General features: G+C 67.8%; 17 protein-coding genes. 10 read left to right on the forward strand and 7 right to left on the reverse strand.

Annotation, left to right across the window (positions count from 1 at the left end):
• Nucleotides 1–303 precede the first annotated feature (303 nt).
• A complete protein-coding gene (glnA, locus tag PSEWESI4_RS07850) occupies nt 304–1,707 on the reverse strand; it encodes a glutamate--ammonia ligase (RefSeq protein WP_187670641.1) in 1,404 nt (467 codons plus the stop codon).
• A gap of 331 nt (nt 1,708–2,038) precedes the next feature.
• On the opposite strand from glnA, the gene thiI reads away from it, so the two are divergent.
• From thiI to PSEWESI4_RS07900, 10 genes are all read left to right on the forward strand, one after another.
• Complete coding sequence (gene thiI, locus PSEWESI4_RS07855; RefSeq protein WP_187670642.1) at nt 2,039–3,493, forward strand: tRNA uracil 4-sulfurtransferase ThiI; 1,455 nt, start codon at nt 2,039–2,041, stop codon at nt 3,491–3,493.
• Nucleotides 3,494–3,625: 132 nt separating this feature from the next.
• On the forward strand, nt 3,626–5,443 hold the full coding sequence (typA, locus tag PSEWESI4_RS07860; protein ID WP_187670643.1) for a translational GTPase TypA: 1,818 nt from the start codon (nt 3,626–3,628) through the stop codon (nt 5,441–5,443).
• A 239-nt stretch (nt 5,444–5,682) separates the two neighbouring features.
• Nucleotides 5,683–7,743 (forward strand): methyl-accepting chemotaxis protein, encoded by a 2,061-nt coding sequence (locus tag PSEWESI4_RS25535; protein ID WP_187670644.1) that lies wholly within the window; start codon nt 5,683–5,685, stop codon nt 7,741–7,743.
• 129 nt (nt 7,744–7,872) lie between these two features.
• Nucleotides 7,873–8,379 carry a sigma-70 family RNA polymerase sigma factor gene (locus PSEWESI4_RS07870; RefSeq protein ID WP_187670645.1) on the forward strand — a complete coding sequence of 169 codons (507 nt, stop codon included), beginning with the start codon at nt 7,873–7,875 and terminating at the stop codon, nt 8,377–8,379.
• Nucleotides 8,376–9,329 carry a FecR domain-containing protein gene (locus tag PSEWESI4_RS07875; RefSeq protein WP_187670646.1) on the forward strand — a complete coding sequence of 318 codons (954 nt, stop codon included), beginning with the start codon at nt 8,376–8,378 and terminating at the stop codon, nt 9,327–9,329. The genes PSEWESI4_RS07870 and PSEWESI4_RS07875 overlap by 4 nt, the downstream gene beginning before the upstream one ends.
• Nucleotides 9,330–9,623: 294 nt before the next feature.
• Nucleotides 9,624–12,044 (forward strand): TonB-dependent siderophore receptor, encoded by a 2,421-nt coding sequence (locus PSEWESI4_RS07880; RefSeq protein WP_187670700.1) that lies wholly within the window; start codon nt 9,624–9,626, stop codon nt 12,042–12,044.
• Between the two features lie 20 nt (nt 12,045–12,064).
• On the forward strand, nt 12,065–13,210 hold the full coding sequence (locus tag PSEWESI4_RS07885; RefSeq protein WP_187670647.1) for a PepSY-associated TM helix domain-containing protein: 1,146 nt from the start codon (nt 12,065–12,067) through the stop codon (nt 13,208–13,210).
• A complete protein-coding gene (locus PSEWESI4_RS07890) occupies nt 13,207–13,392 on the forward strand; it encodes a hypothetical protein (protein ID WP_187670648.1) in 186 nt (61 codons plus the stop codon). The genes PSEWESI4_RS07885 and PSEWESI4_RS07890 overlap by 4 nt, the downstream gene beginning before the upstream one ends.
• 10 nt (nt 13,393–13,402) lie before the next feature.
• Nucleotides 13,403–14,602, forward strand: coding sequence for an MFS transporter (locus PSEWESI4_RS07895; protein WP_187670701.1), 1,200 nt, complete (start codon nt 13,403–13,405; stop codon nt 14,600–14,602).
• A complete protein-coding gene (locus PSEWESI4_RS07900) occupies nt 14,599–16,248 on the forward strand; it encodes an alpha/beta hydrolase family protein (protein WP_187670649.1) in 1,650 nt (549 codons plus the stop codon). Before PSEWESI4_RS07895 ends, PSEWESI4_RS07900 begins: the two co-directional genes overlap by 4 nt.
• A gap of 541 nt (nt 16,249–16,789) precedes the next feature.
• Here PSEWESI4_RS07900 and PSEWESI4_RS07905 read toward each other — a convergent pair.
• From PSEWESI4_RS07905 to PSEWESI4_RS07930, 6 genes are read right to left on the reverse strand one after another with little or no spacing between them, the layout of a single operon-like run.
• Nucleotides 16,790–18,280, reverse strand: coding sequence for a right-handed parallel beta-helix repeat-containing protein (locus tag PSEWESI4_RS07905; RefSeq protein ID WP_187670650.1), 1,491 nt, complete (start codon nt 18,278–18,280; stop codon nt 16,790–16,792).
• A gap of 4 nt (nt 18,281–18,284) precedes the next feature.
• Nucleotides 18,285–19,406, reverse strand: a complete 1,122-nt coding sequence (locus PSEWESI4_RS07910) for an alginate lyase family protein (RefSeq protein WP_187670651.1) — start codon at nt 19,404–19,406, stop codon at nt 18,285–18,287.
• On the reverse strand, nt 19,397–20,794 hold the full coding sequence (locus tag PSEWESI4_RS07915) for an alginate O-acetyltransferase AlgX-related protein (protein WP_187670652.1): 1,398 nt from the start codon (nt 20,792–20,794) through the stop codon (nt 19,397–19,399). The genes PSEWESI4_RS07910 and PSEWESI4_RS07915 overlap by 10 nt, the downstream gene beginning before the upstream one ends.
• A gap of 24 nt (nt 20,795–20,818) precedes the next feature.
• Entirely contained in the window at nt 20,819–21,460 is a 642-nt protein-coding gene (locus PSEWESI4_RS07920; RefSeq protein WP_187670653.1) for an alginate O-acetyltransferase AlgF, read from the reverse strand.
• Between the two features lie 18 nt (nt 21,461–21,478).
• Nucleotides 21,479–22,579 carry an alginate O-acetyltransferase gene (locus tag PSEWESI4_RS07925; RefSeq protein ID WP_187670654.1) on the reverse strand — a complete coding sequence of 367 codons (1,101 nt, stop codon included), beginning with the start codon at nt 22,577–22,579 and terminating at the stop codon, nt 21,479–21,481.
• 13 nt (nt 22,580–22,592) lie between these two features.
• On the reverse strand, nt 22,593–24,020 hold the full coding sequence (locus tag PSEWESI4_RS07930) for an MBOAT family O-acyltransferase (protein WP_187670655.1): 1,428 nt from the start codon (nt 24,018–24,020) through the stop codon (nt 22,593–22,595).
• Between the last annotated feature and the right edge of the window lies 1 nt (nt 24,021).

Here is a 24,021-nt window from a genome sequence, read left to right on the forward strand (position 1 = left end):
CTCCCCTCTCCCATTTATGGGAGAGGGGCCGGGGGAGAGGGGACGTTCGTGTGGATGGATGGTGCCGTAGAAACGTAGCCCGGATGCAATCCGGGCTACTCGGGGTGCTCTGCTCGTAGGATGGGTTGAGCGAAGCGATACCCATCGGCATGGGTTCGATGGGTATCGTCGCTGCGCTCCTCGACCCATCCTGCGGAGAGTCGTTGTTTTTGGATTCCCACGTTCGCGGGAATGACGGGGCGGCCGCTGGAGCGCCCATGAAAAAGGCCACCCGAAGGTGGCCTCATTTTCAGCGGGGCTGGATCAGACGCTGTAGTACAGGTCGTATTCCAGCGGGTGCACGAAGGTGCGCACCTTGATTTCTTCTTCGCTCTTCAGCTCGATGTAGGCATCGATGAAGTCGTCGCTGAACACGCCGCCCTTGGTCAGGAACGCGCGGTCGGCGTCCAGGGACTCCAGGGCTTCCTTCAGGCTGCCGCAAACCTGCGGGATTTCCTTGGCCTCTTCCGGCGGCAGGTCGTACAGGTTCTTGTCGGCGGCGTCGCCGGGGTGGATCTTGTTCTGGATGCCGTCCAGGCCGGCCATCAGCAGGGCGGCGAAGGCCAGGTAGGGGTTGGCGGCCGGGTCCGGGAAGCGCGCTTCGATGCGGCGGGCTTTCGGGCTGTTGACGTACGGGATACGGATCGAGGCGGAACGGTTGCGGGCGGAGTAGGCCAGCATCACCGGCGCTTCGAAGCCTGGCACCAGACGCTTGTAGGAGTTGGTGGACGGGTTGGTGAAGCCGTTCAGCGCCTTGCCGTGCTTGATGATGCCGCCGATGAAGTACAGGGCGGTCTCGGACAGGCCGGCATAGCCTTCGCCGGCGAAGGTGTTCTTGCCGTCCTTGGAGATCGACAGGTGCACGTGCATGCCCGAGCCGTTGTCGCCGTACAGCGGCTTCGGCATGAAGGTCACGGTCTTGCCGTAGGCGTCGGCGACGTTGTGCACGCAGTACTTCAGGGTCTGCACTTCGTCGGCCTTGGCGACCAGGGTGTTGAACTTGACGCCGATCTCGTTCTGGCCGGCGGTCGCCACTTCGTGGTGGTGGACTTCGACCACCAGGCCCATTTCTTCCAGGGCGTTGCACATGGCGGTGCGGATTTCATGGTCGTGGTCGACCGGCGGTACCGGGAAGTAGCCGCCCTTCACGCCCGGACGGTGGCCCTTGTTGCCGCTTTCGATGTCGGCGTCGGTGTTCCAGGAAGCCTGCTCGGAGAAGATCTTGAACATCGAGCCGGAGATGTCGGACTTGAACTTCACTTCGTCGAAGATGAAGAACTCCGGCTCCGGGCCGACGAACACGCTGTCACCGATGCCGGTGGACTTCAGGTATTCCTCGGCGCGCTTGGCGATGGCGCGCGGGTCGCGGTCGTAGCCCTGCATGGTGCTCGGCTCGATGACGTCGCAGACCAGGATCAGGGTCGGCTCTTCGGTGAACGGGTCGAGCACGGCAGTGCTGTCGTCCGGCAGGAGGATCATGTCGGAGGCTTCGATGCCTTTCCAGCCGGCGATCGACGAGCCGTCGAACATCTTGCCGTGCTCGAAGAAATCGTCGTCAGCGTCACGGGCCGGCATGGTCACGTGCTGCTGCTTGCCTTTGGTATCGGTGAAGCGCAGGTCAATCCACTTCACGTCGTGTTCTTTAATCAGTTGAAGCGCCTTCGACATGGTGTCCTCCAGAAGATGAGGGCCTGTTTGGGCGGCCCCCTGAATAACGGTTGAAGCCGGGGCGGATACTCCGCCAAGGCAACCTGCCTCACAAGGGAGCAAATTGCGTGCCAGTGCTCCAGATTGGGTTTGCCCCCTGAAACGCAGCACTGACGGGGGCTGTGGCGGTGCGAGAGGGTTCAAGACTGCACGGTTTTGGTGCTGATTGTTTTGAGCGTGATTCTTTTTGGTGCGCTCGCATGTTCGTTGCACGTGCCTGATTAAACCTTGAGCAATTTCCGCTATAATCCGCGCCCCTGTTTTTCGGCCCCGCCCTCGCGCGCTCTTTTTCATGAAGCTGATCGTCAAAGTCTTTCCGGAAATCACCATCAAGAGCCGGCCGGTGCGCAAGCATTTCATCCGCCAGTTGGCCAGGAACATCCGTGCGGTGCTGCGCGACCTCGATCCGCAACTGGTGGTGAGCGGTGCCTGGGACAACCTGGAAGTGCAGACCGGGCAGCAGGAGCCGAAGCTGCTGCGCGAGATGATCGAGCGGCTGCGCTGCACGCCGGGCATCGGCCAGTTCCTGGAAGTGCACGAATACCCGCTGGGCGACCTCGACGACATCGTCGAGAAATGCCGGCTGCACTACGCCGACCAGCTTCCCGGCAAGATCTTCGCGGTGCGCTGCAAGCGCGCCGGCAAGCATTCCTTCACCTCCATGGACGTCGAGCGCCATGTCGGCAGCCAGTTGCGCCAGCAGTGCGGCGCCGCCGGCGTCTCGCTGAAGCACCCGGAAGTCGAGGTGCGCATGGAGATCCGCGACCAGCGCCTGTTCGTCGTGCATCGCCAGCACGACTGCATCGGCGGCTACCCGCTGGGCACCATCGAGCAGTGCCTGGTGCTGATGTCCGGCGGTTTCGATTCCACCGTGGCGGCCTACCAGATGATGCGCCGCGGCCTAGTCAGCCACTTCTGCTTCTTCAACCTCGGCGGCCGCGCCCATGAGCTGGGGGTGATGGAGGTCGCCCACCACCTGTGGAGCCGGTACGGCCGTTCGCACCGCGTGCTGTTCGTCAGCGTGCCCTTCGAGGAAGTGGTCGGCGAGATTCTCGGCAAGGTCGACGACAGCCACATGGGAGTGATCCTCAAGCGCATGATGCTGCGCGCCGCGAGCAGCATCGCCGAGCGCCTGCAGATCGACGCGCTGGTCACCGGCGAGGCGATTTCCCAGGTGTCCAGCCAGACCCTGCCGAACCTCGCGGTGATCGACTCGGCCACCGACAGGCTGGTGCTGCGCCCGCTGATCGCCGCGCACAAGCAGGACATCATCGACACCGCCTACGAGATCGGCACCGCCGAGTTCGCCAAGCACATGCCCGAATACTGCGGCGTCATCTCGGTCAACCCGACCACCCGCGCCAAGCGCGACCGCGTCGAATACGAGGAGCGCCAGTTCGACATGGCGGTGCTCGAACGCGCCCTGGAGCGCGCGCGGCTGGTGGCCATCGACCGGGTGATCGACGAACTGGGCGAGGACGTGCAGGTCGAGGAAGTGAGCGAGGCGCTGCCGGGGCACATCGTCCTCGACATCCGCCACCCGGACGCCGTCGAGGACGAGCCGCTGGAACTGCCCGGCATCGAGGTACAGGCCCTGCCGTTCTTCGCCCTCAACAACAAGTTCAAGCACCTCGACGACACCCGCCAGTACCTGCTGTATTGCGACAAGGGCGTCATGAGTCGTCTGCATGCCCATCATCTATTGAGCGAGGGGCATACCAATGTGCGCGTTTACCGTCCGGCTTAAGCAGCCCGGGCTGTTCGGCGGCAGCATCCGCCATCGCCCTCCCGATCGTGGGTACCGCTGAGCCCTGCTTATTGCTTTTCATATTGGCCGCACAGACTGGCGGCAAACCGAATCCCTAATCGAGACGAACCCGTGATCGAAAATCTCCGCAACATCGCCATCATCGCCCACGTCGACCATGGCAAGACCACCCTGGTGGACAAGCTGCTCAAGCTGTCCGGCACCCTCGACCGCAAAGAAGCGGAAAGCGAGCGCGTGATGGACTCCAACGACCAGGAAAAAGAGCGCGGCATCACCATCCTGGCGAAGAACACCGCCATCAACTGGAACGGCCACCACATCAACATCGTCGACACCCCCGGCCACGCCGACTTCGGTGGCGAGGTGGAGCGCGTGATGAGCATGGTCGACTCCGTGCTGCTGGTGGTCGACGCCCAGGACGGCCCCATGCCGCAGACCCGCTTCGTGACCCAGAAGGCGTTCAAGGCCGGCCTGCGCCCGATCGTCGTGGTCAACAAGATCGACCGTCCGGGCGCGCGTCCGGACTGGGTCATCGACCAGATCTTCGACCTGTTCGACAACCTCGGCGCCACCGATGAGCAACTGGACTTCCCGATCGTCTACGCCAGCGCCCTGAACGGCATCGCCGGCCTCGACCACGAGAAGATGGACGACAACATGGACGCGCTGTTCCAGGCGATCCTCGACCACGTGCCGGCGCCGAAGGTCGACGTCGACGGTCCGTTCCAGATGCAGATCTCCCAGCTCGACTACAACAGCTTCCTCGGCGTGATCGGCATCGGCCGCATCGCCCGCGGCAAGATCAAGGCGAACTCGCCGGTGGTCGCCATCGACGCCGAAGGCAAGAAGCGCAACGGCCGTATCCTGAAGATCATGGGCCACCACGGCCTGCAGCGCGTCGAAGTACCGGAAGCCGAAGCCGGCGACATCGTCTGCGTCAGCGGTTTCGACGATCTGTTCATCTCCGACACCCTGTGCGACCCGGCCACCGTCGAGGCGCTGCCGCCGCTGACCGTCGACCAGCCGACCGTGAGCATGACCTTCCAGGTCAACGACTCGCCGTTCGCCGGCAAGGAAGGCAAGTTCGTCACCAGCCGCAACATCAAGGAGCGCCTGGAGAAGGAACTGCTGCACAACGTCGCCCTGCGTGTCGAGCAAGGCGATTCGGCCGACAAGTTCAAGGTCTCCGGACGTGGCGAGCTGCACCTGTCGGTGCTGATCGAGACCATGCGCCGCGAAGGCTTCGAGATGGCCGTGGGCCGTCCGGAAGTGGTGATCATCGAGAAGGACGGCGAGAAGCAGGAGCCGTACGAGAACGTCACCATCGACATCGAGGAGCAGCACCAGGGCCCGGTGATGGAACAGATGGGCCTGCGCAAGGGCGACATGACCAACATGATCCCCGACGGCAAGGGCCGTATCCGCCTGGAATACACCATTCCGGCGCGCGGCCTGATCGGCTTCCGCAACGCCTTCCTGACCATGACCTCGGGCACCGGCATCCTCACCAGCACCTTCAGCCACTACGGCCCGATCAAGGCCGGTGAAGTGGCCCACCGCCAGAACGGCGTGCTGGTCTCCATGGCCACCGGCACCGCGCTGACCTACTCCCTGGAAACCCTGCAGGATCGCGGCAAGCTGTTCCTGTCCCCGGGCGAGGAAATCTACGAAGGCCAGTTGGCCGGCATCCACAGCCGCGACAACGACCTGGTGATCAACCCGACCAAGGCCAAGAAGCTCGACAACATGCGCGCTTCCGGCAAGGACGAGACCATCCAGCTCACCCCGGCGCTGAAGTTCACCCTGGAACAGGCCCTGGAGTTCATCGACGAAGACGAGCTGGTGGAAGTGACGCCGAAGTCGATCCGCCTGCGCAAGAAGTTGCTCAACGAGAACGACCGCAAGCGCTACGAGCGCAGTAAGGTCTAAGGGCAGCGGCAAGCTTCAAGCGACAAGCTGCAAGAAAGCAAAGCCCCGCCGGAGCGATCCGGTGGGGCTTTTTCGTTCTCGCTTGGCGCTTCCGTGCACGTCGATGACGCATCCCTGTCCATGCCCGGCTCATGGTCCCGGCAAGACGTCCGATATGAAGGGATGTGTCTCGAAACGTCGCGCGGCCTGGCCCGGCAATTGCTGGTTCTCGCCGTTTCGTCCGATCAAGGAGTTCGACGATGAACGCGCTATTGCTGCCCGGAGTGAGCGCCCTGGAGCGCTTCAGCTTCGCCCGCAAGTTCCAGTTGCTGGCCCTGCTGTTCATCCTGCCGCTGGCCTATGCCGCCTGGTCCATCGGCAGCACCTACCTGAACAAATTGGCGCTGGTCGACGGCGAGCGCTCCGGCGTGGTGCAGTTGCGCGCGCTGGACCAGGTCGAGCTGGAGCTGGTGCGCCAGCGCAACCTCACCGCGCGCTGGAAGTCCAGCGAGCGCAACCGCCAGGCCAGCGCCGAGACCCAGGCCGCCCTCGCGCGCCTGCAACAGGGCGAGCAGGCGCTGGACCAGGCGTTCGCCCGCCTGCGCGAGGTGTTCGCCGGGCAGGGCGCCAGCGAGCGTTCCGGGGCCATCCTCGACACGCTGCCGGCGCAGTTCGACACGCTGCGTAGCGAGGCGCTGGGCGGCATCGGCTGGTGGCCGGACGCCTACGAGCGCTTCGGCCAGGCCCTGCAACTGACCGGCCGGCTGCGCGAGCAGGTGGCCACCGACAGCGGGCTGATCCTCGATCCCTGGCTGGAAACCTACCTGCTGATGCAGGTGGCCACCCAGGGCGCGCCGCGCCTCCAGCAACAGCTCGGCGTGCTCGCCAGCGTCGGCCAGGGCGCCGTGGTGGCCGGCCAGTTCAGCCTGCAGAGCCGCCTGCAATTGCGCGAGATCCGCAGCGCCACCAGCGAGTCGCGCCTGCAACTGGGCAAGCTCGGCGAAAACCTCGAAGGCATCCTGCCGGCGTCGTTGCAGGACTGGCGGCAGAGCTACCAGCAGAGCCTGGCCGGGCTGGACGGCTGGCTGAAGCAGCTCGACGGGAAGATGTTCGGCGAGGGCGGCATCCAGTTGAGCACGGCCGAATTCGAGCAGGGCATGGATGGCGCCCAGGAGCAGATCCGGAACTTGCAGGCGGCGACCCTGGCCGGTCTCGATGCGCGCCTCGGGCAATATCATGCCGAAGCCATGCGGGCACTGGTCCTGACCTTCGGTGCCTTCGGCGCGCTGGTGCTACTCGCCCTCTACGCGCTGATCTGCCTGCAGGCCAGCGTGCGGGCCAGCACCGCGCGGATCACCTCGCTGGCGCAGTCGCTGCGCGATGGCGACCTGCGGCGCCCGGTGACCGTGCACGGGCGCGACGAGCTGGCGCTGATCGGCCAGGCGCTCAACGAGGCGCTGATGCAGATGCGCGACTCGCTGCAAGGCGTCGACCGGGAAACCAACGGCCTGGGCGACACCGTGGTGGTGCTCGGCGAGCAGGCGCAATCGGCCCTGCGCGCGGTGGAGCAGCAACAGCAGCAGGTCAGCCAGATCGCCACCGCCGCCACGCAGATGGCGGCCACCGCCCAGAGCGTGGCGGAAAGTTGCGAACGGGCCGCCCAGGAAGCCACCCAGACCCGCGACGTTGCCGAGCGGAGCAGCCAGAGCAGCCGGCAGACCACCGCCAGCATGCGCCAGCTCACCGCGCGCCTGGGTGAGACCGCAGACGCGCTGGCCCGCCTGCGCGAACAGGCGCAGCAGATCGACCGGGTGGTGGACGTGATCAAGGGCATCGCCGAGCAGACCAACCTGCTGGCCCTGAACGCCGCCATCGAGGCGGCGCGCGCCGGCGAGCAGGGGCGCGGCTTCGCCGTGGTGGCCGACGAGGTGCGCAGCCTGTCGCAGCGCACCCAGGAGTCGACCCGCGAGATCAGCGCCACGGTCGAGGCGTTGCAGCAGGTGGTGCAGCAGTCGGTGGAGCTGATGCACAGCGCCTGCGGCCAGGCCGAAGTGGATGCCGGCGCGGTGACCGGGCTGGGCGAGCATCTGGTGGAGATTTCCGGCGCCGTGCAGCGGGTCAGCGACATGATCGCGCAGATCGCCACCGCGGTTGAGCAGCAGGCGGCCACGGCGGAGGAAGTCAGCGGCAACATCCAGCAGGTCGACCAGGCCGCCGCCAGCCTGCTCGAAGGCGCCCGCGCCGTGCACGGCGTGGCCGACCGACTGAACGACGGCAGCCGCAGCCTGGCGCGCAACACCGCGCACTTCCAGTTGGGCTGAGCGCCACCACGGAGGGCGTGCGCCCTCCGTCGGCGATCCTTGTGGAAGGACGCCACTGATAGATATTATGAGAGGCATTCTCAATTGAGTGCACTGGCGCCCAGCGCCACTCCTGCAGGCGGGGCGCCCATGTCCGCGGTCGACAGCTCTCTCCACGACGCCGTGCGTCACCTCTACAACGACCACCACGGCTGGCTCTACGGCTGGCTGCGCAAGCGGCTGGGCTGCGCCGATAACGCCGCCGACCTGGCCCAGGACACCTTCGCCCGCATCCTCGCCTCCCGCCGGGTGCTGGAAGCCCGCGAGCCGCGCGCCTACCTGACCACCGTGGCCAAGGGGCTGATGATCAACTGGTACCAGCGCCAGTCCCTGGAGCGCGCCTACCTGGATGCCCTGGCGTGCCTGCCGGAAGAACTGGCGCCGCCGCCGGAGCAGCGCCTGATCGTCCTGGAAACCCTGCACGAGATCGATGCGCTGCTCGCCAGCCTGCCGGACGGGGTGCGCAGCGCCTTCCTGCTCTCGCAGATCGAGGGTTTGAAATACGAGGACATCGCCCGCGAGCTCGGCGTGTCGCTCGGTTCGGTCAAGCGCTACATGCAGCAGGCCTTCCGCCAGTGCCTGGAGTTGATGACGTGAGCGAGACCTCCATTCCCCCGGCGATCCTCGACGAGGCCGCCGCCTGGCTGGTGCGCCTGCACGGCGACGAGTGCAGCGAGGCCGACCGCCAGGCCTGCGCCCAGTGGCGCCTGCGCAGCCAGCAGCATGCCCGTGCCTGGGAGCGCGCCGAGCGCCTGTTGCTGCGCCTCGGCAGCCTGCCGCCGGAGCTGGCGATGCCAGCACTGGGGCGCGAGCGTGGCCTGGACCGGCGCCGTGCGCTCAAGCAACTGGCGGTGCTGCTCGGCGCCGCGCCGCTGGCCTGGGGAGCCTGGCGGGAGAAGCCCTGGCAGGAATGGCTGGCCGATCAGCGCACCACGGTGGGCGAGTTGCGCGAGCTGACGCTGCTCGACGGCAGCCGCCTGACCCTCAATACCGCGACCGCCGTCGACCTGCGATTCGACGCTGACCAGCGCCTGGTGCGCCTGCTCCAGGGCGAGCTGCTGGTGGAGACCGCCAGCGACCCGTCGAGCCCGCCCCGGCCGTTCCTGGTGGCCACCGCCGAAGGCCGCCTGCGCGCGCTCGGCACCCGCTTCGGCGTGCGCCAGGACGATGGGCACACGCACCTCTCCGTGCTCCAGGGCGCGGTGGAGGTCAGTCCGTTGCAGGGCGCCCGGCGGGTGATCGAGGCCGGGCGGGGCGGCGAGTTCCGCGCCACCGGTTTCAGCGCGCTGACGCCGGTGGATGCCGGCTCGGTCGCCTGGACGCGCGGCATGCTGATGGCCGACCGCATGCCGCTCGGCGAATTCGCCGCCGAGCTGGCGCGCTACCGGCGCGGCGTGGTGCGCTGCGATCCGGCGGTGACCAGCCTGCCGGTCTCCGGCGCCTACCCGATCCGCGACCGCGCGCGAACCCTGGCGATGTTGCAGGCGACCTATCCAATCCGCGTTGAGGCGGTCACCGATTACTGGATCACCCTCGGGCCGGCGTAGCCCGGATGCAATCCGGGACCACGGAGTTGCCGGTATTCCCGGATTGCATCCGGGCTACGGGCTGTTTATTGGGTCCCCGCGTTCGCGGGGATGACGGTTGAAGAACTGGGAGGTCTCATCTCACCTCGTCACTCCCGCGAACGCGGGAGCCCAGAAAACGACGAGATCGCCGCTCCCGCCGGCCGTCGTCGAAAAAAATTGCGCATGGGGTGAGACCTTTTCGGGTTTCGGCTGGCAAGGGAAGGAAACCACTCACTGCCATGGCCCCATCGGCCGAAAGGAACTTGCCGCATGATCGCTGTCCGAACACCCCGTTCCGTCTTCCGCCCCTTGTCGCTGGCGATTCGTGGTGCGTTGCTGTCGCTGGCGCTGGGGGCCGTCCTGCCGCCGTTGCAGGCCGCCGAGGCGCCCGCCGCCGACGAGCTGCGCAGCTACGCCATCGCACCCGGCCCGCTGGGTCGCAGCCTGGCGGCCTTCGCCAGCGAGGCCGGGGTATCGCTGTCGTTCGACCCGGCGCTCACCGACGGCCTGCGGAGCCCCGGCCTGCAAGGCCGCTATTCCGCGGCCGGGGGCCTGCTCCGGCTGCTCGACGGCAGCGGCCTGCAACTGCTGCCGCGCGCGGACGGCAGCTACACCCTGGTGCGCGCGGCGAATACGGACGGTGCCCTGGAAGTGCCGGCCTCGCTGGTCACCGGCCTGGCCGCCGGCCCGGAAGCCCTGCCGGTGGAATACGCCGGCGGCCAGGTGGCCCGTGGCAGCCGCCTGGGGATGCTGGGCAATACCGACGTCATGAGCGCGCCGTTCAGCGTGGTCAGCTACACCGCCCAGACCATCGAGGACCAGCAGGCGCGCAGCGTCGCCGACCTGCTGGTGGCCAACGATACCTCGGTGCGGGTGGTCGGCGGCCGTGGCGATATCGTCGATACCTTCACGGTGCGCGGCTTCCCGGTGAACAGCGCCGACACCGCCCTCAACGGCCTGTACGGGGTGCTGCCGTTCTGGCGGGTGCCGATCGAATTCGCCGAGCGCGTCGAACTGCTCAAGGGCCCGAACGCCCTGCTCAGCGGCATGTCGCCAGGGGGCAGCGTCGGCGGTGCGATCAACATCGTGCCCAAGCGCGCGGCCGACGAGCCGCTGTCCCGCGTGACCCTGGACTGGAGCGAGGATTCCCAGGTCGGCGCCCATGTCGACGTCGGCCGCCGCTTCGGCGAGGACAACGCCTTCGGCGTGCGCTTCAACGGCGTCTACCGCGACGGCGATACCGCGCTCGCCAACCAGAGCCGCGAATTCCCGATGATGGCGCTCGCGCTGGACTTCCGTGGCGAGCGCCTACGCCTGTCCGCCGACCTGCTGTACCAGAAGGAGAGCTTCGAGGGCGTGGCGCGGCCGGTGCTGCCCGGCACCGCCACGCGCATGCCCGATGCGCCGGACTCCAGCACCCGCTTCGGCATGCGTGACTCCTACCTGGACCAGGAAGACTACTCGCTGGTGACCCGTGGCGAGTACGAGCTGAGCGACGACCTCACTGCATTCGCGGCCATCGGCGGGCGGCAGAGCGACTACGAGACCATCGCCTCCAACAGCTTCCTGGTGGGCAACGACGGCGACCTGTTCAACGCGCTCGCCCGCCAGCGTGCCGACCGGCGCAGCTACTCCGGCGAGGCCGGCCTGCGCGGTGCGTTCGACACCGGCGCGGTCCGGCACGACTGGACGTTCAGCGGCAACCGCTTGTACACGCGGGAAGGGCTGGTCTACCTGTTCGACGGCATGCAGCCGGGAAACCTCTACGAGAACGCGCCGCACATGCCGGTCCCCGACTATTCGGCGCTCGACGGCAGCATCCCCAAGACCGCCGAGAGCGATCTCAGCGGGGTGGCGCTCAGCGACCGGCTGTCGCTGTTCGAGGAGCGCCTGCAGTTCACCCTGGGCATCCGCCACCAGCAGATCAAGGCCAAGACCTACGACTGGGACACGGGCGTGCGTACCGCCACCTACGACGAGAAGGTCTGGACGCCGATGCTGGGCGTGCTGGTCAAGCCGCTGGACGAGCTGTCGCTGTACGCCAACTACATCCAGGGGCTCAGCCAGGGCGAGACCGCGCCGCCCACGGCGCAGAACGCCGGAGAGATGATGGCGCCATACAAGGCCAGGCAGTACGAGATCGGCGCCAAGTACGACTTCGGCAGCCTGCTGGCCACCATCGCGCTGTTCCAGATCGAGAAGCCCAGCGGGTTCGTCGATGCGGGCAACGTCTTCCGTTCCGACGGCGAGCAGCGCAACCGTGGCCTCGAACTCAGTCTCGCCGGCGAACTGCGCGAGGGGCTGCGGGTCCTGGCCGGCGCCACCTACCTGGTGCCGGAGCTCAGCAAGGCCGCCAATCCCGATGAGGAAGGCAACGACGCGCCGGGCGTGTCCCGCAAGCAGGCCAACCTCGGCCTGGAATGGGACACGCCGTTCCTGGCCGGGCTGACCCTCAACGGCCGGCTGATCCATACCGGCCAGGCCTACCTGGATGCCGCCAACCAGATCGACGTGCCCAGTTGGAACCGCCTGGACCTGGGCGGCAGCTATCGGTTCCAGGCCGGGGGCACGCCGCTGGTGGCGCGCGCCAATCTGGAAAACGCGACGGGCGAGGACTACTGGCTGGCATCGAGCGGCTACGCGACGCTCAGCCTGCCGCGCACCCTGACGCTGTCGCTGACCGCTGACTTCTGATCGACGAGGCGCCTGAGAAAATGACCTCCCGAACCCTGCGTGCCTGGTACGCCCTGCACAAGTGGAGCAGCCTGGTCTGCACCCTGTTCATGCTGATGCTCTGTATCACCGGGCTGCCGCTGATCTTCAGCCACGAGATCCAGCACGCCCGGATGCCCGAGCCCCAAGAGGTGGCGCCGGGCACACCGGCCCCGGCGCTCGACGACATCGTCGCCGCCGCCCTCGAGGCGCGTCCCGGCGAGGTGGTGCCGTACCTGTTCTTCGACGACGAGGAGCCGCTGCTGATGGTGGCGTCGGCGGCGGACTACATGTCCGCGCCGGACGACTTCCACTACCAGATATTCGACCTGCGCAGCGGCCAGAAGCTGGACGTGCCGCAGCCCACGGAAGGCATCATGTACATCCTCTTCAAGCTGCACGTGGACATGTTCGCCGGCCTGCCCGGCATGCTGTTCCTCGGCCTGATGGGGCTGCTGCTGGTGGTCTCGATCATCAGTGGCGTGGTGCTCTATACGCCGTTCATGCGCAAGCTGGATTTCGCCACCGTGCGGGTCAGGCGCGGCAGCCGCGTGCGCTGGCTCGACCTGCACAACCTGCTCGGCATCGTCACCGTGGTGTGGCTGCTGGTGGTCGGCTTCACCGGCTCGATCAATACCCTGGCGACGCCCATCGAGCGCATGTGGCAGGCCAGCGAACTGGTGGAGATGGCCGCCACCCATCGCGACCGGCCGGTGCCGACGCAATTGGCGTCCGTCGACGAGGTGGTCGGCAACGTCCGCCGCGCGCTGCCGGAGATGCGCGTCACGACCGTGGCGTTTCCCGGCGGCCCGTTCGCCAGCCCGCACCATTACGGCATCTACCTGACCGGCGACACGCCGGTGACCAGCCGCCTGCTGACGCCGGCCCTGGTGGACGCCGGCAGCGGCGAGGTGACCGCGGTGCGCGAGATGCCGCTGTACGCCAAGATCCTGTTCATTTCCCAGCCGCTGCACTTCGGCGACTACGGCGGCATGCCGCTGAAGATCGTCTGGGCGCTGCTCGACATCGTTTCCATCGTCGTCCTCGTCAGCGGCCTGTACCTGTGGCTCGGCCGACGCAAGGCGCCGCTGGAGAAACGCCTGGCCGAGCTGGACGCCGGCGGACTGGTAACGGAGAACACCCCATGAAACGCGGACTCTGGATGATCTTTCGCTGGCCGTTGCTGATCGCCGTGGTCAGCGGCTTCGGCCTGGTAGCGGCGCTGCTCGGCGACGGTTTCTACGACCTGCTGTCCTGGCTGTCCCTCGGTATCCCGCTCGTGTTGATCGGCTGGGTCTGGGCGCGCTTGCCCAGGTCGGGGGAGAGATGACGTGACCGCCATGACCGAGCGTCCCGCCGCCTGCGAGTCGACCCGCTTCAGCCTGCGGCCGCTGATGTTCGAAGCGTTCGTCTGCACCATCGCGATGATGTCCTTCGTCGCCCTGATCGGGCCGATCGCCCGGGTGCTGGGCCTGGCGCCCTGGCAGGCCGGCACGGCGGTGACCGTCGGCGGCATCGCCTGGGTGCTGCTGGCGCGGGTCTGGGGCGCGGCCAGCGACCGCCGTGGACGACGGCGGGTATTGCTCCTGGGGCTCGCTGGCTTCGTGCTGAGCTACGGTGCGCTGTGCGCCTTCGTGATCGGCGCATTGCAGAACACGGCGCCGGTGTGGCTGGCGTTCGCCGGCATCGTCCTGCTGCGCGGGCTGTCCGGCGGCTTCTACGCGGCGGTGCCGGCCTGCTCGGCGGCGCTGGTCGCCGACCACGTCGAACCGCAACGGCGCGCGGCGGCCATGGCCGGTCTCGGGGCCGCCAGCGCCGCCGGCATGGTGGCCGGGCCGGGGCTCGCCGGACTGCTGGCCGCCCGTGGGCTGGAGCTGCCGCTGATCGTCACCGGCCTGCTGCCGGCCATCGCGCTGCTGGTGCTGTGGCGCTGGCTGCCGCGTGACGAGCGCCACGCGCCGGCCGACGCCGTGCCGCTGAAGATCGGCGACCCGCGCCTGCGCCGGCCGCTGGCGGTGGCCTTCGTGGCGATGTTCAGCGTCACCATCGCCCAGGTCACGGTCGGCTTCTTCGCCCTCGACCGCCTGCGACTGGCCGCTGCCGACGCCGCCCAGGCGGCCGGCATCGCCCTCACCGTGGTGGGCGTGGCGCTGATCCTCGCCCAGATGGCGGTGCGCGCCCTCGACTGGCCGCCGGCGCGGCTGATCCGTATCGGCGGGCTGGTTTCGGCCGCCGGCTTCGGGGCGGCGATGTTCGCCGTCGGCGCGCCGCTGCTGTGGGCCAGCTATTTCGTCGCGGCGGCGGGGATGGGCTGGGTGTTCCCGGCGGTTTCCGCCCTCGCCGCCAACGCGGTGCAACCGCATGAGCAGGGCGCGACGGCGGGCACCATCGGCGCCGCGCATGGTCTCGGCATGATCGTCGGGCCCTTGGTCGGCACGCTGGTCTACCAGCTCGACAACGGCGCGCCCTATGCCCTGATCGCCGTCCTGCTGGCCGCCACCGCGCTGTGGCCGGCGCGCCGCACAACGGAGGTGCGATGATCCTCTCCGACATCCTGTTGATCGCCGCGCTCCTGCTGTTCCTCTGCGCCTGGTGGCTGCCGGGCTTTCCCGAGCGTGGCCGGGTGCTGTGGCTGGCGGCGACGGCCGTGCTCGCCGTCGGCCTGTTCGGCATCCGGGACGACCGCTGGCAGGCCGGTGCTGGCGCGGCGCTCGGGGCGCTGTTCCTGCTGGTGCTGCTGATTGGCCGCCTGCGTCGCTCCGGGCAGCGTGGCGTGCCGGTGTGGTCGGGGCTGCTGTTCAGCCTGCTCGGTGGGTTGGCGGTGGCACCTCTCTGGCTGTTCCCGGTGGCGGACCTGCCGCCACCCAGCGGCCCCCAGGCGGTCGGCGTGCGCGACTTCGAACTGATCGACCATGGCCGCCCGGGAGTCTTCAATGCCGGCCCGGACGAGCCCCGGCGCCTGCTGGTACGCGCCTGGTATCCGGCCTCCCCGGCTCCCGGCGCGAAGCCCCGGCGCTACTTCGACGAGGAGGAGGCGAAGACCACGGCGCGCGGCTTCGGCGCGCTGTTCGGCTTCCCGCCGCTGCTTGCCCATCTCAAGCACATGCGCACCAATGCCTTCGAGGGTGCGCCGATTCGCGCTGGTGCCGGCAAGCTGCCGGTGGTGTTCTTCAGCCACGGCTACACCGCCTACACCGCCGCGAACTGGGCGCTGATGGAAGACCTCGCCAGCCACGGCTACGCGGTCTATTCGGTCCAGCACAGCGGCGACGCCTCGCCGACGCTGCTCCCCGACGGCGAGGTGCTGCCGATGGACCCGGCGCTGCTCGAACACATGCGCCATGTGCTGGAGAGCGGGTTTTCGGAGGTGATGGTCCGTGGCTACGCGTCCGGGGATTTCGACGAGCGCCTCGACGGCCAGTTGCGCACCGCGCTGGAGATTCCGGCGCCCGGCAACCGTGCCATCGTCGTCAGCGCGCCGGTCTGGCTGGCCGACCGCCTGTTCGTGCACGACGCCTTGCAGGCCGGCGCCGTGCCGGCGAGCGTCGCCGACCTGGTGGCCGCCAGCGACTTCACACGCACCGGCGAGATGGGCATGTCCTTCGGCGGCTCGACCACGGGCGCGGTGTGCATGGTCGACCGGCGTTGCGCGGCGGCGGTCAACCTCGACGGCGGCGATTTCCACTTCACGCCGTTCGCCGCCGACATCCCGGTGCCGCTGCTGATGCTCCACGCCGACCTGGGCGGTTTCTACCGGATGCTGGGCGTGGAACCGACGGGCGAGCTGCGCGGTTTCAACGACTTCTCCTACGAGCGCTTCGAACACGCCGGGCAACGCGGCGACCTCTACCGGCCGGTGCTGAACGGCGCGGTGCATGCCGGCTTCACCGACAACGCCCTGCTCGTGCGCCGCCCACTGCGCGACCTGGCGGCCGGGACGGCGCCGGTCGAGGTGCTGATCGGCGCGACCAACGCGTTCGTCCTCGGCTTCTTCGACAAGCACCTGCGGGGGCTCGACAACGGCTTTCCGCAGGCGCAGTACGAGCGTTATGCCGGCTGGGTTGAGCCCCACGATACCTCGGCGGTGCGTGCGTGGTGGCTGGCCAAGCCGGAGGCGGAACGGGCGGCCTTGGAGCGGCGTATCGAGGGGATGCGGGAGGTGGTTCGGAGGAGGGGTGGGGGATAGGGGTTGTTCTTGACTCCGCTCCCTCACCCCAGCCCTGGCTGCGCGCCCCGCTCCGGAGGGAGAGGGGGCCGTCCGAGTAGGCGGAGAGTATTGCGGAGTTCCTGAGAGGTAGACGGGCCATGCCCGCGATTTGCAGTGCGTAGGATGGGTTGAGCGGAGCGATGCCCATCGGTGTCGTCCTGACGTCCGCCCCTCACCCCAACCCTCTCCCGAGGGGAGAGGGGCTGTCCGAGTAAGCGGAGAGTATTGCGGAGTTCCTGAGAGGTAGGAGCGGGCCATGCCCGCGATTTGCAGTGCGTAGGATGGGTTGAGCGGAGCGATACCCATCGGTGTCGTCCTGACGTCCGCCCCTCACCCCAACCCTCTCCCAGGGGGAGAGGGGGCTGTCCGAGAGAGCCGGGAGCACGGTGCTTGACCCCTGCCTCGGAACAATCTCCCCTCTCCCATTCATGGGAGAGGGGCTGGGGGAGAGGGGCCGTTCGTGTGGCTGGGTAGTGTCGTAGCCGAGCGAAGCGATACCCATCGTACTACCCGCGCGGCGTCAACCCGGCGGGCAACTCATCGGTGCCGGTTCGGGTGGGCCTTTGCGGCGCAGGGCCGGGCGTACCTCGATGAAGCAGCCCGGCGCCCGCGCGGCGTCCAGCAGCAGGCTTTGCAGTGGCAGCAGGTCGCCGGCCAGGGCCTGTTGGTTCGGCGGGGCGAGTTGCAGGTGGTTGTCGCCGAGCAGCAGGCTTTCCTGGCCTTCGACGCGGATCAGCGCCTTGCCGATGCCGCCCAGGTGGTTGCCGACCAGTACCAGGCGGCCGCCGCCGGGAGCCGGGTGGCGGAAGCTGATGGCGTATTCGGGGCTGGCGTCGATGCGGTTTTCCAGCACGTGGGCCTGCCTGACGTTGTGCGCGTCGATGCCGCTGTAGCCGCTGTGGAGGATGTGGTTGCGCAGCAGCAGCAGGCGTCCTTCGCTGCCGCTGTCGCGCAACTGGATGGCGCTGCCGGTCGGGATGCCGAGCAGGTTGCCGGCGATCAGCAGGTCGCCGCGTTGTTCGCTGACTTCGATGCCGGCCTTGCCGGTGGCGCTGATCACGTTGTCTTCGAGGCGGCCCTGGCTGCGCCCGCGGACGCGGATGCCGCTGTGGTTGCGCACCTGGTCGATGCGATTGCTGAGCACGGCGAGCTGGCTGTCGTTCAGGTCGAGGGCGTATTGCTGGAGGCGTTCGAAGCGGCTGTCCTCGATGCGTACCAGCGCCGCGCTGGCGTCCACGGCGGTGGAGAGTTCGTCGAACAGGCTGTCGTGCACCCACAGGCGGCCGGGCGGTACGGAGGGCCCCTGCTCCCGGCTGCGGGCGACGCCGAGGCCACGGGCCAGGTGGGCGTTGTAGCCGAGGCGGGAGAGGGTGGAGTGCTCGACCAGGGTGAGGCTGCCGGCCCAGGCCATGATGAAGGGGCGGAAGCCCGGCTCGGCGGTTTCCGCGTGTTCGCCGCTCCAGCCCTGCACCAGGGCGTGGCGCAGCCGCAACTGGCCCTGGTTGATCAGCGCGGCGCCGCTGTTGGCGTTCAGGTAGAGGTTGGCGTTGTCCACCAGCAGCGCGGCGTCGGCGGCGATCAGCAGCGGGTAGCTGAGCAGGTAGCCGTCCTTGTGCGGGCGCAGGATCGCCGGGTTGCCCACGGCCTTGTGCAGTTGCGCCAGGTCGATGCGCCCGCCGCTGATGCGCAGGGCCTGGGGATGGGCGGCCTGGTAGCCGGCGATCGAGCGGAACAGGCCGTTGTGCACGAAGGGTTCGAACGGCCAACTGCCGGACTGGGCGGAGAACAGGGTCAGCCGCGAGACGCTGGCGCGCCCGGCGGGCAGGCGGCTGGCGAATTGTTCGGCGGTGGGGGCTGCGGGGAGTTCGGCGAGCAGGTGGCGCAGTTCGGCCTGCTGCTCGCTGCCGGACAGCAGGTGAAGTGGCTGAGCCTGCTCGGCGCCGGCCAGCGGGGTGGCGGTCAGGGCGGCGAGCAGTAGCCAGCGCCGTGCGCGGGAGCCGAGATCGGGCATGGGGTCACCTGCCTTGGAGGTCCGGGTAGAAGGGGGCGATGCGTCCGCCGATCTGGCTGTAGCCGTCCACCGCGCCATCCTCGGCGCGGTACAGGCGGCGGGCCAGTTCGTGTTCGGGCGAGTGGCTGAGGAAGGGGATCAGCCAGGCCATCTTGTAGGGCTCCACCGGGCTCTGCCGCTGGCCGTTCAGTTCCGTCAGGCGCTGCGGGGCGAGCACGCTGGTGGCGGCGAAGTTGGCGAGCAGGGCGAGGCGGCGTTCGTCGTCGGCGCTCAGTCGCGCGCCGTTCACGCGCAGGGCGTCGGCCAGCAGCACCAGCGGCACCAGCGCGTAGTGGGTGTAGTTGGCGGCCAGCTTGCCGCGCGCCAGTTCGTTGGGCAGGTAGGCGTACTGGCCGTCGGCGCCGGGGGTGATCTGTTCCAGGGCGCGGCGCATGATCTTTTCGCCGAGGTCCAGGTAGCGCGGCTGGTCGAGGATCATCGCGGTGGCGGCCAGGGCCCAGGCGGCCCAGTAGTCGTGGTTGTTGAAGTAGCGGAAGCCGGGCTCCAGGCGCGGCGCGTAGTCGTCGACCACCAGGCTGGCGAGGTCGTCCAGCCACTGCCGTTGCTCGTGGCTCAACTGCAACTGGCCGTGGCTGAGGGCCTGGGTCTTGAGGATCACCGCGGCGATTGCCGCCAGGCTCCACTTGCGCACGGCGATGCCGGTCTTGCTGGCGTCGCGGCTGGTCAGCGCGCCCGGTTCGGCCCAGGCCTGCAGCCACTGGTCGATGCAGGCCAGGGCCATGCTGGCGTGGCCGGGGGTTTCCGCGCGCAGGTAGTAGTCGGCGAAGCTCACCAGGGTCTTGGTGTATTCGCCGGCGCTGCGATAGGCGCGTTGCGAGGCTTCCGAGGCGGGCCTGGCGCTCAGGGTGGATTTGCTCTGGTCGCTCTGGTCGTACTTGCTGTCGATCTGCAAGGGGCCGGTGTAGGCCGCCGGCGCCGGTTTTCGGCAGCTCAGGCCGTGGTAGTCCAGCGCCGCCGGGGCGGGGCCGGTGGGTTGCCAGATCGAGCGCAGCGCGGCGTCGCCGGGGGCCGCGCCGAGGAGCAGGCCGGAGGCGAGCAGCAGGGCGCCCAGGTGCTTCACAGGCATAGCTGCACCTCCAGCGTGGTCGGGGTTTCCAGTGGCGCGACCGGTTCCATGAACACCGACAGCAGGTTGGCGCCACGGTGTTCCTTGGCGCGGCTCAGCTCCAGGTAGTAGCGGCCGCCGTCGACGATGCCTTCGCGGCGGTACCACACCTTGTCGCGGCTGCCGTTGTCGTAGTAGGTGATGATGTAGAAGTCCTTGACGTTGCGGTCGCCGATGTCGATCTGCAGGAAGCCGGGCAGGTCGTGCAGGTCCTGGCGCTTCTGGCCGGCGTTGCTGAGCAGTTCGATGCGCTCGCCGGTGCGCAGCCCGGGCAGTTCGTGGCGGGCGCCGGCCAGCACCCTGGGCGAGTGCGCGCAGCCGCCGTTGATGGCGGGGACCAGTTGCCGGTAGCTGAGTGGGGTTTCCAGGCGGAAGTTGGCCGGCAGTTCCCAGATGATCATCCTGGGCGGCGCCTTGGGATCGTATTCCTCGGAGTGCAGGTACTGGATCAGCGAACCGTCCTGGCCGGCGCCGGGCAGGGCGTAGTTGAGGATGTCGACGCTCAGGTATTCCTTGAGGTAGCCCTCGAAGTTGTAGTTCTTCGCCTCGTCGTCGCGGGTGGCGGAGTTGCTGGTGCCGACCAGCACCACTTCGGGGGCGGCGCTGTCGTCGAACAGCGCGCTGGCGTCGCCGTCGGCGGGGATGGTCTGGAAGCCGCGCACGTACTGGAAGCCGAAGTTGTTGCCGCAGATGCGCTTGAGGCCACGGCTCATGGTGCCGTCCTTGGGCACCATGACGCCCGGTTCGGTGCGGTAGCTCTTCTTGGTCAGACCGGCGTAGAACGGCTGGCCGGCTAGGCTGTCGGCGATGATGCGCGCGGTGACCTTGGCGCCGGTCGGCGTCCAGTGGTGGTCGCGGCGGAAGAAGAAGTCCGGCTGCGGCGGTGTGTCCACCAGCGGCAGGATGTCCGGCACCACCGCGCCGCCCTGGCGCAACTGGTCGAGGAAGGTGGCGAGGTTGCGCCGGGCGAGCGGGTAGTCGAAGCCGTAGGCGTATTCCGGGCGGACCTTGTCGCGGTGCATCAGGCCACGGGTCGGTTGCACGGCGATCACCACGCGGATGCCCTTGGCGGCGAAGGTGGACATCAGCCGGGCGAACTCCGGACGCATCGCCGCCGGGATGCCGAAGTCGTTGGTCAGGTCCACGGCGGAGCGGAACAGCCATTTGTCCTTGCCGGGGGCGAGCACCTCCAGGGCCTTCATGATCCCTTCCGCATAGTGTTCGGGATCGCCCAGGCCGGGGCAGATCAGGCAATCCAGGTCGCACTCCCCGTTCTCCCCGGCGGCGGCCGGACGGGCCAGCGCGAGGGCAACGAGGAGGATGGCGAGTGCGCGCATCAGCATGTTCATGACCGGCCGGCCTCGTGTGCGGGGCTATTCGATGGCGTCAAGGCTGTTGGCCTGGCTGATGGCCCGGTAGCTGCCGCCATCGGGGATCACCAGGTAGCTGTAGGAGCGGCCCTTCTTGAGGAACTGTTCGTCGAACCGGGCCACGCTCTGCTCGCCATTGAATGCGGCGAAGCCGATCTTGATCTCGTTCACCGGGCGCACGCCGCTGTGGTTCTTGGCGACGTTGTCGACGATGGCGTGCTTGCCGTCCTGGGTCTTCAGCGCCAGCGGCTGGTCGGTGAGGTTGTAGAAGGCCACCAGGGCTTTCTTCGGATCGTCGCTGTAGGGGTCGACGATGCTCTGCAGGCTGCTGCCGTCGTAGACCAGGGTGTAGGCCGAGTTGCCTTGCAGGTTGGCGTCCTGGCTGGTCTGGTTGACGGTGATCTTGCGATTGCCGGGCGCGATGAACACATAGGCGCCGAGCTGGCCGGCGTTGACCTTCTGCGCGCTGGCCTTGCCGCTGAGCAGGACTTCGGCGGGCGCGCCGCTGAGGTTGAGGACCCGCACGTAGGCGGAGCCGGCCGGGGCGACCGGACCGTAGAGGGCGGCGTTGCCGTCCTGGGCCTGAGCGGCCAGCGGCGCGAGCAGCAGCAGGGACAGCAGGCAGCGTTGAATGAGCACGTTCATGGGGGCACCTCCGGGGTTTCAGAAGAACTGGTTCATGATGGCTTGCCAGCTTTGCGAGCTGGCTTGCTGGGTCAGCAGGGTGCGCACCGGGAATTCCCAGATCACCGTCTTGATCTCGCCGTTGGCCAGGTATTCGCCGGCGAGGAACTCCTCCATGGCGTAGAAGGGGCCACGCGCTTCCACGGCGGTGGTCAGCAGGTCGCTCTTGAGGTGTTCCTTGAGGAAGCCGGGGAAGTTCCAGTCCTCGATCTTGGTGTAGCTGGAGCCGACCAGCATGATCGACTGCTCGCTGTCGCCGAACAGTTGGTCGGCGTCGACCCGCTGCTCGGCCTGGCTGGTTTCGTACACCGGGATGGTGTCGGCGGCGAACACCTGCGGCTCCAGCCACTCGCTGAAGCGCACGAAGTTGAGCAGGTCGCCGGCGATGGTTTTCTCCGCCACCCGCTCCGAGCGATAGCCTTGCCCGCCGACCAGTTCCGGATGCAGGCGGGCGAATTCCCTGGCGGCCAGGCTGGCGCCCTGCGGCGTCCAGTGGGTGTCGGTGCGCAGGAACAGCGGCTGCTCTGCCTTGCTGGCGAGGAAGCTCTGGCGCACCGGCGCCACCTCGATGTCCATGCGCCGCAACTGCTCGACGAATTCGCCGTAGAGCCGCGGGGTGCGCGCATCGAGGGACGGTGCCCGGTCGGCATAGATGTCCACCTTCATCGGCACCGGGATCAGGATCAGCCGCTTGCCGTGCTCGCGCAGGTGGGCGCCGACCTCGGCGATGCGCTCCAGGTGCCGGGCCAGCACCTGCTGGTGGGCGTTGGGCACCTTGTATTCCTCGTTGGTGAACAGCCAGCCATCCTTGCCCAGCACCACGCCGCTGGAGCCCTCGCGGAACAGCAGGTACTGGAGGTTGGCCCAGGCTTCCACCGACACCGCGCGCAGCGGGAATTCGCGGTCGTAGGAAGCCTCGAACTTGCGGATCAGCTCGCCGTCGAGGAACAGCGTCAGGGCCTGCTCCTGGCTGCGCAGGAAGCTCACCGACTTGGGCAGTGAGTACAGGAGCATCGCGGCGAGCATGAGGCAGAAGGCGATGCCGTTGAGCTTGCTGGCGGATGTCATCACGGGAAACATGGCGATCTCCTCATCAGAACTGGAAGTACAGGAACGGCGAGAAGGAATTGGCGGCCAGGCGGCTGATCGACAGGCCGAAGGCAGCCCACAGCAGCACGGCGCTCAGGCCGCCGACGTGCTGCATCAGGTAGCCCTCCTTGTGGCCGGCGTAGAAGCGGCGGTTGAGCACGCCGGCGCCGACGATCCAGGCCAGCGCCACCAGCACGAAGGACATGGTCAGGGCGGAGGTGCCGATGTAGTACAGCTCCAGGCCGCCCAGCCCGCGCAGGCCGAGCATGCCGATGTAGATCTCGATGGCGCGGTCCAGGTTGCCGGCGACGAACAGCGGCATGCAGAACACCACCATGGTCATGGCGAGCAGGTTGCGCCAGAGCTTGTAGGGGGCGTCGATCTTGGTGGTCAGGCCGAGCTTGCGTTCCAGCACCATGAAGAAGCCGAAGTACAGCCCGAAGCCGATGAAGGAGAAGCTCGCGCCGTGCCAGAAGCCGGACAGCATCATGGTCAGGAACAGCGCGCCATCGGCGCCGACCTTGCGGCTGCGGACGATCGGCAGGTAGACGTAGTCGCGCAGGAAGTCGGCGAGGGTCAGGTGCCAGCGTCGCCAGAACTCGGTGAGGCTCTGGCAGAGGAACGGCTGGTTGAAGTTCTCCGGGAAACGGAAGCCCATCATCATGCCGAGGCCGATGGCCATGTCGCTGTAGCCGGAGAAGTCGAAGTACAACTGCAACAGCGACACCGCCACGCCGAACCAGGCGTCGGCCATCTGCAGGTCCGGCTCGCCCATGAACAGGGTGTTCATCGGCGCCAGCGAGTCGGCGATCAGCACCTTCTTGACGAAGCCGAGCATGAAGCGGCAGGCACCCAGGGAGAACAGCTCCAGTGAGTGGGTGCGCTGGCGCAACTGCTGGTCCATCTGGTTGTAGCGCAGGATCGGCCCGGCGATCAGTTGCGGGAACAGGGCGATGAAGGCGGCGAAGTCGACGAAGCGGTTGGTCGGCTCGGCCTGCTTGCGGTAGATGTCGACGATGTAGCTGATCGCCTGGAACACGTAGAAGGAGATGCCCAGCGGCAGGATGATGTGTTCCAGGGTGAAGGTGTTGATGCCCAGCGGCGCCAGCGCGGCGGCGATCACCTCGACGCCGAAGTTGGCGTACTTGAAGTAGCCGAGGGCGGCCAGGTCGCCGATCACCCCGACGGTCAGCAGGCGGAAGGCCAGGCGCTTGTCGTCACGGTCCAGGCAGGCCTTGATGCGCAGGCCGAACCAGTAGTTCCAGTAGGAAATGGCGACGAACAGCAGCAGGAAGTCCGGGCGCCACCAGGCGTAGAACAGGTAGCTGCCGAGGACGATCACGTAGGACCGCCAGGAGTCCTTGACCAGGTAGTAGACGATCAGGAACACCGGCAGGAACAGGAACAGGAAGACGTTCGATGTGAAGATCATG

It is taken from the genome of Zestomonas carbonaria, assembly GCF_904061905.1.
Lineage (GTDB): Bacteria > Pseudomonadota > Gammaproteobacteria > Pseudomonadales > Pseudomonadaceae > Aquipseudomonas > Aquipseudomonas carbonaria.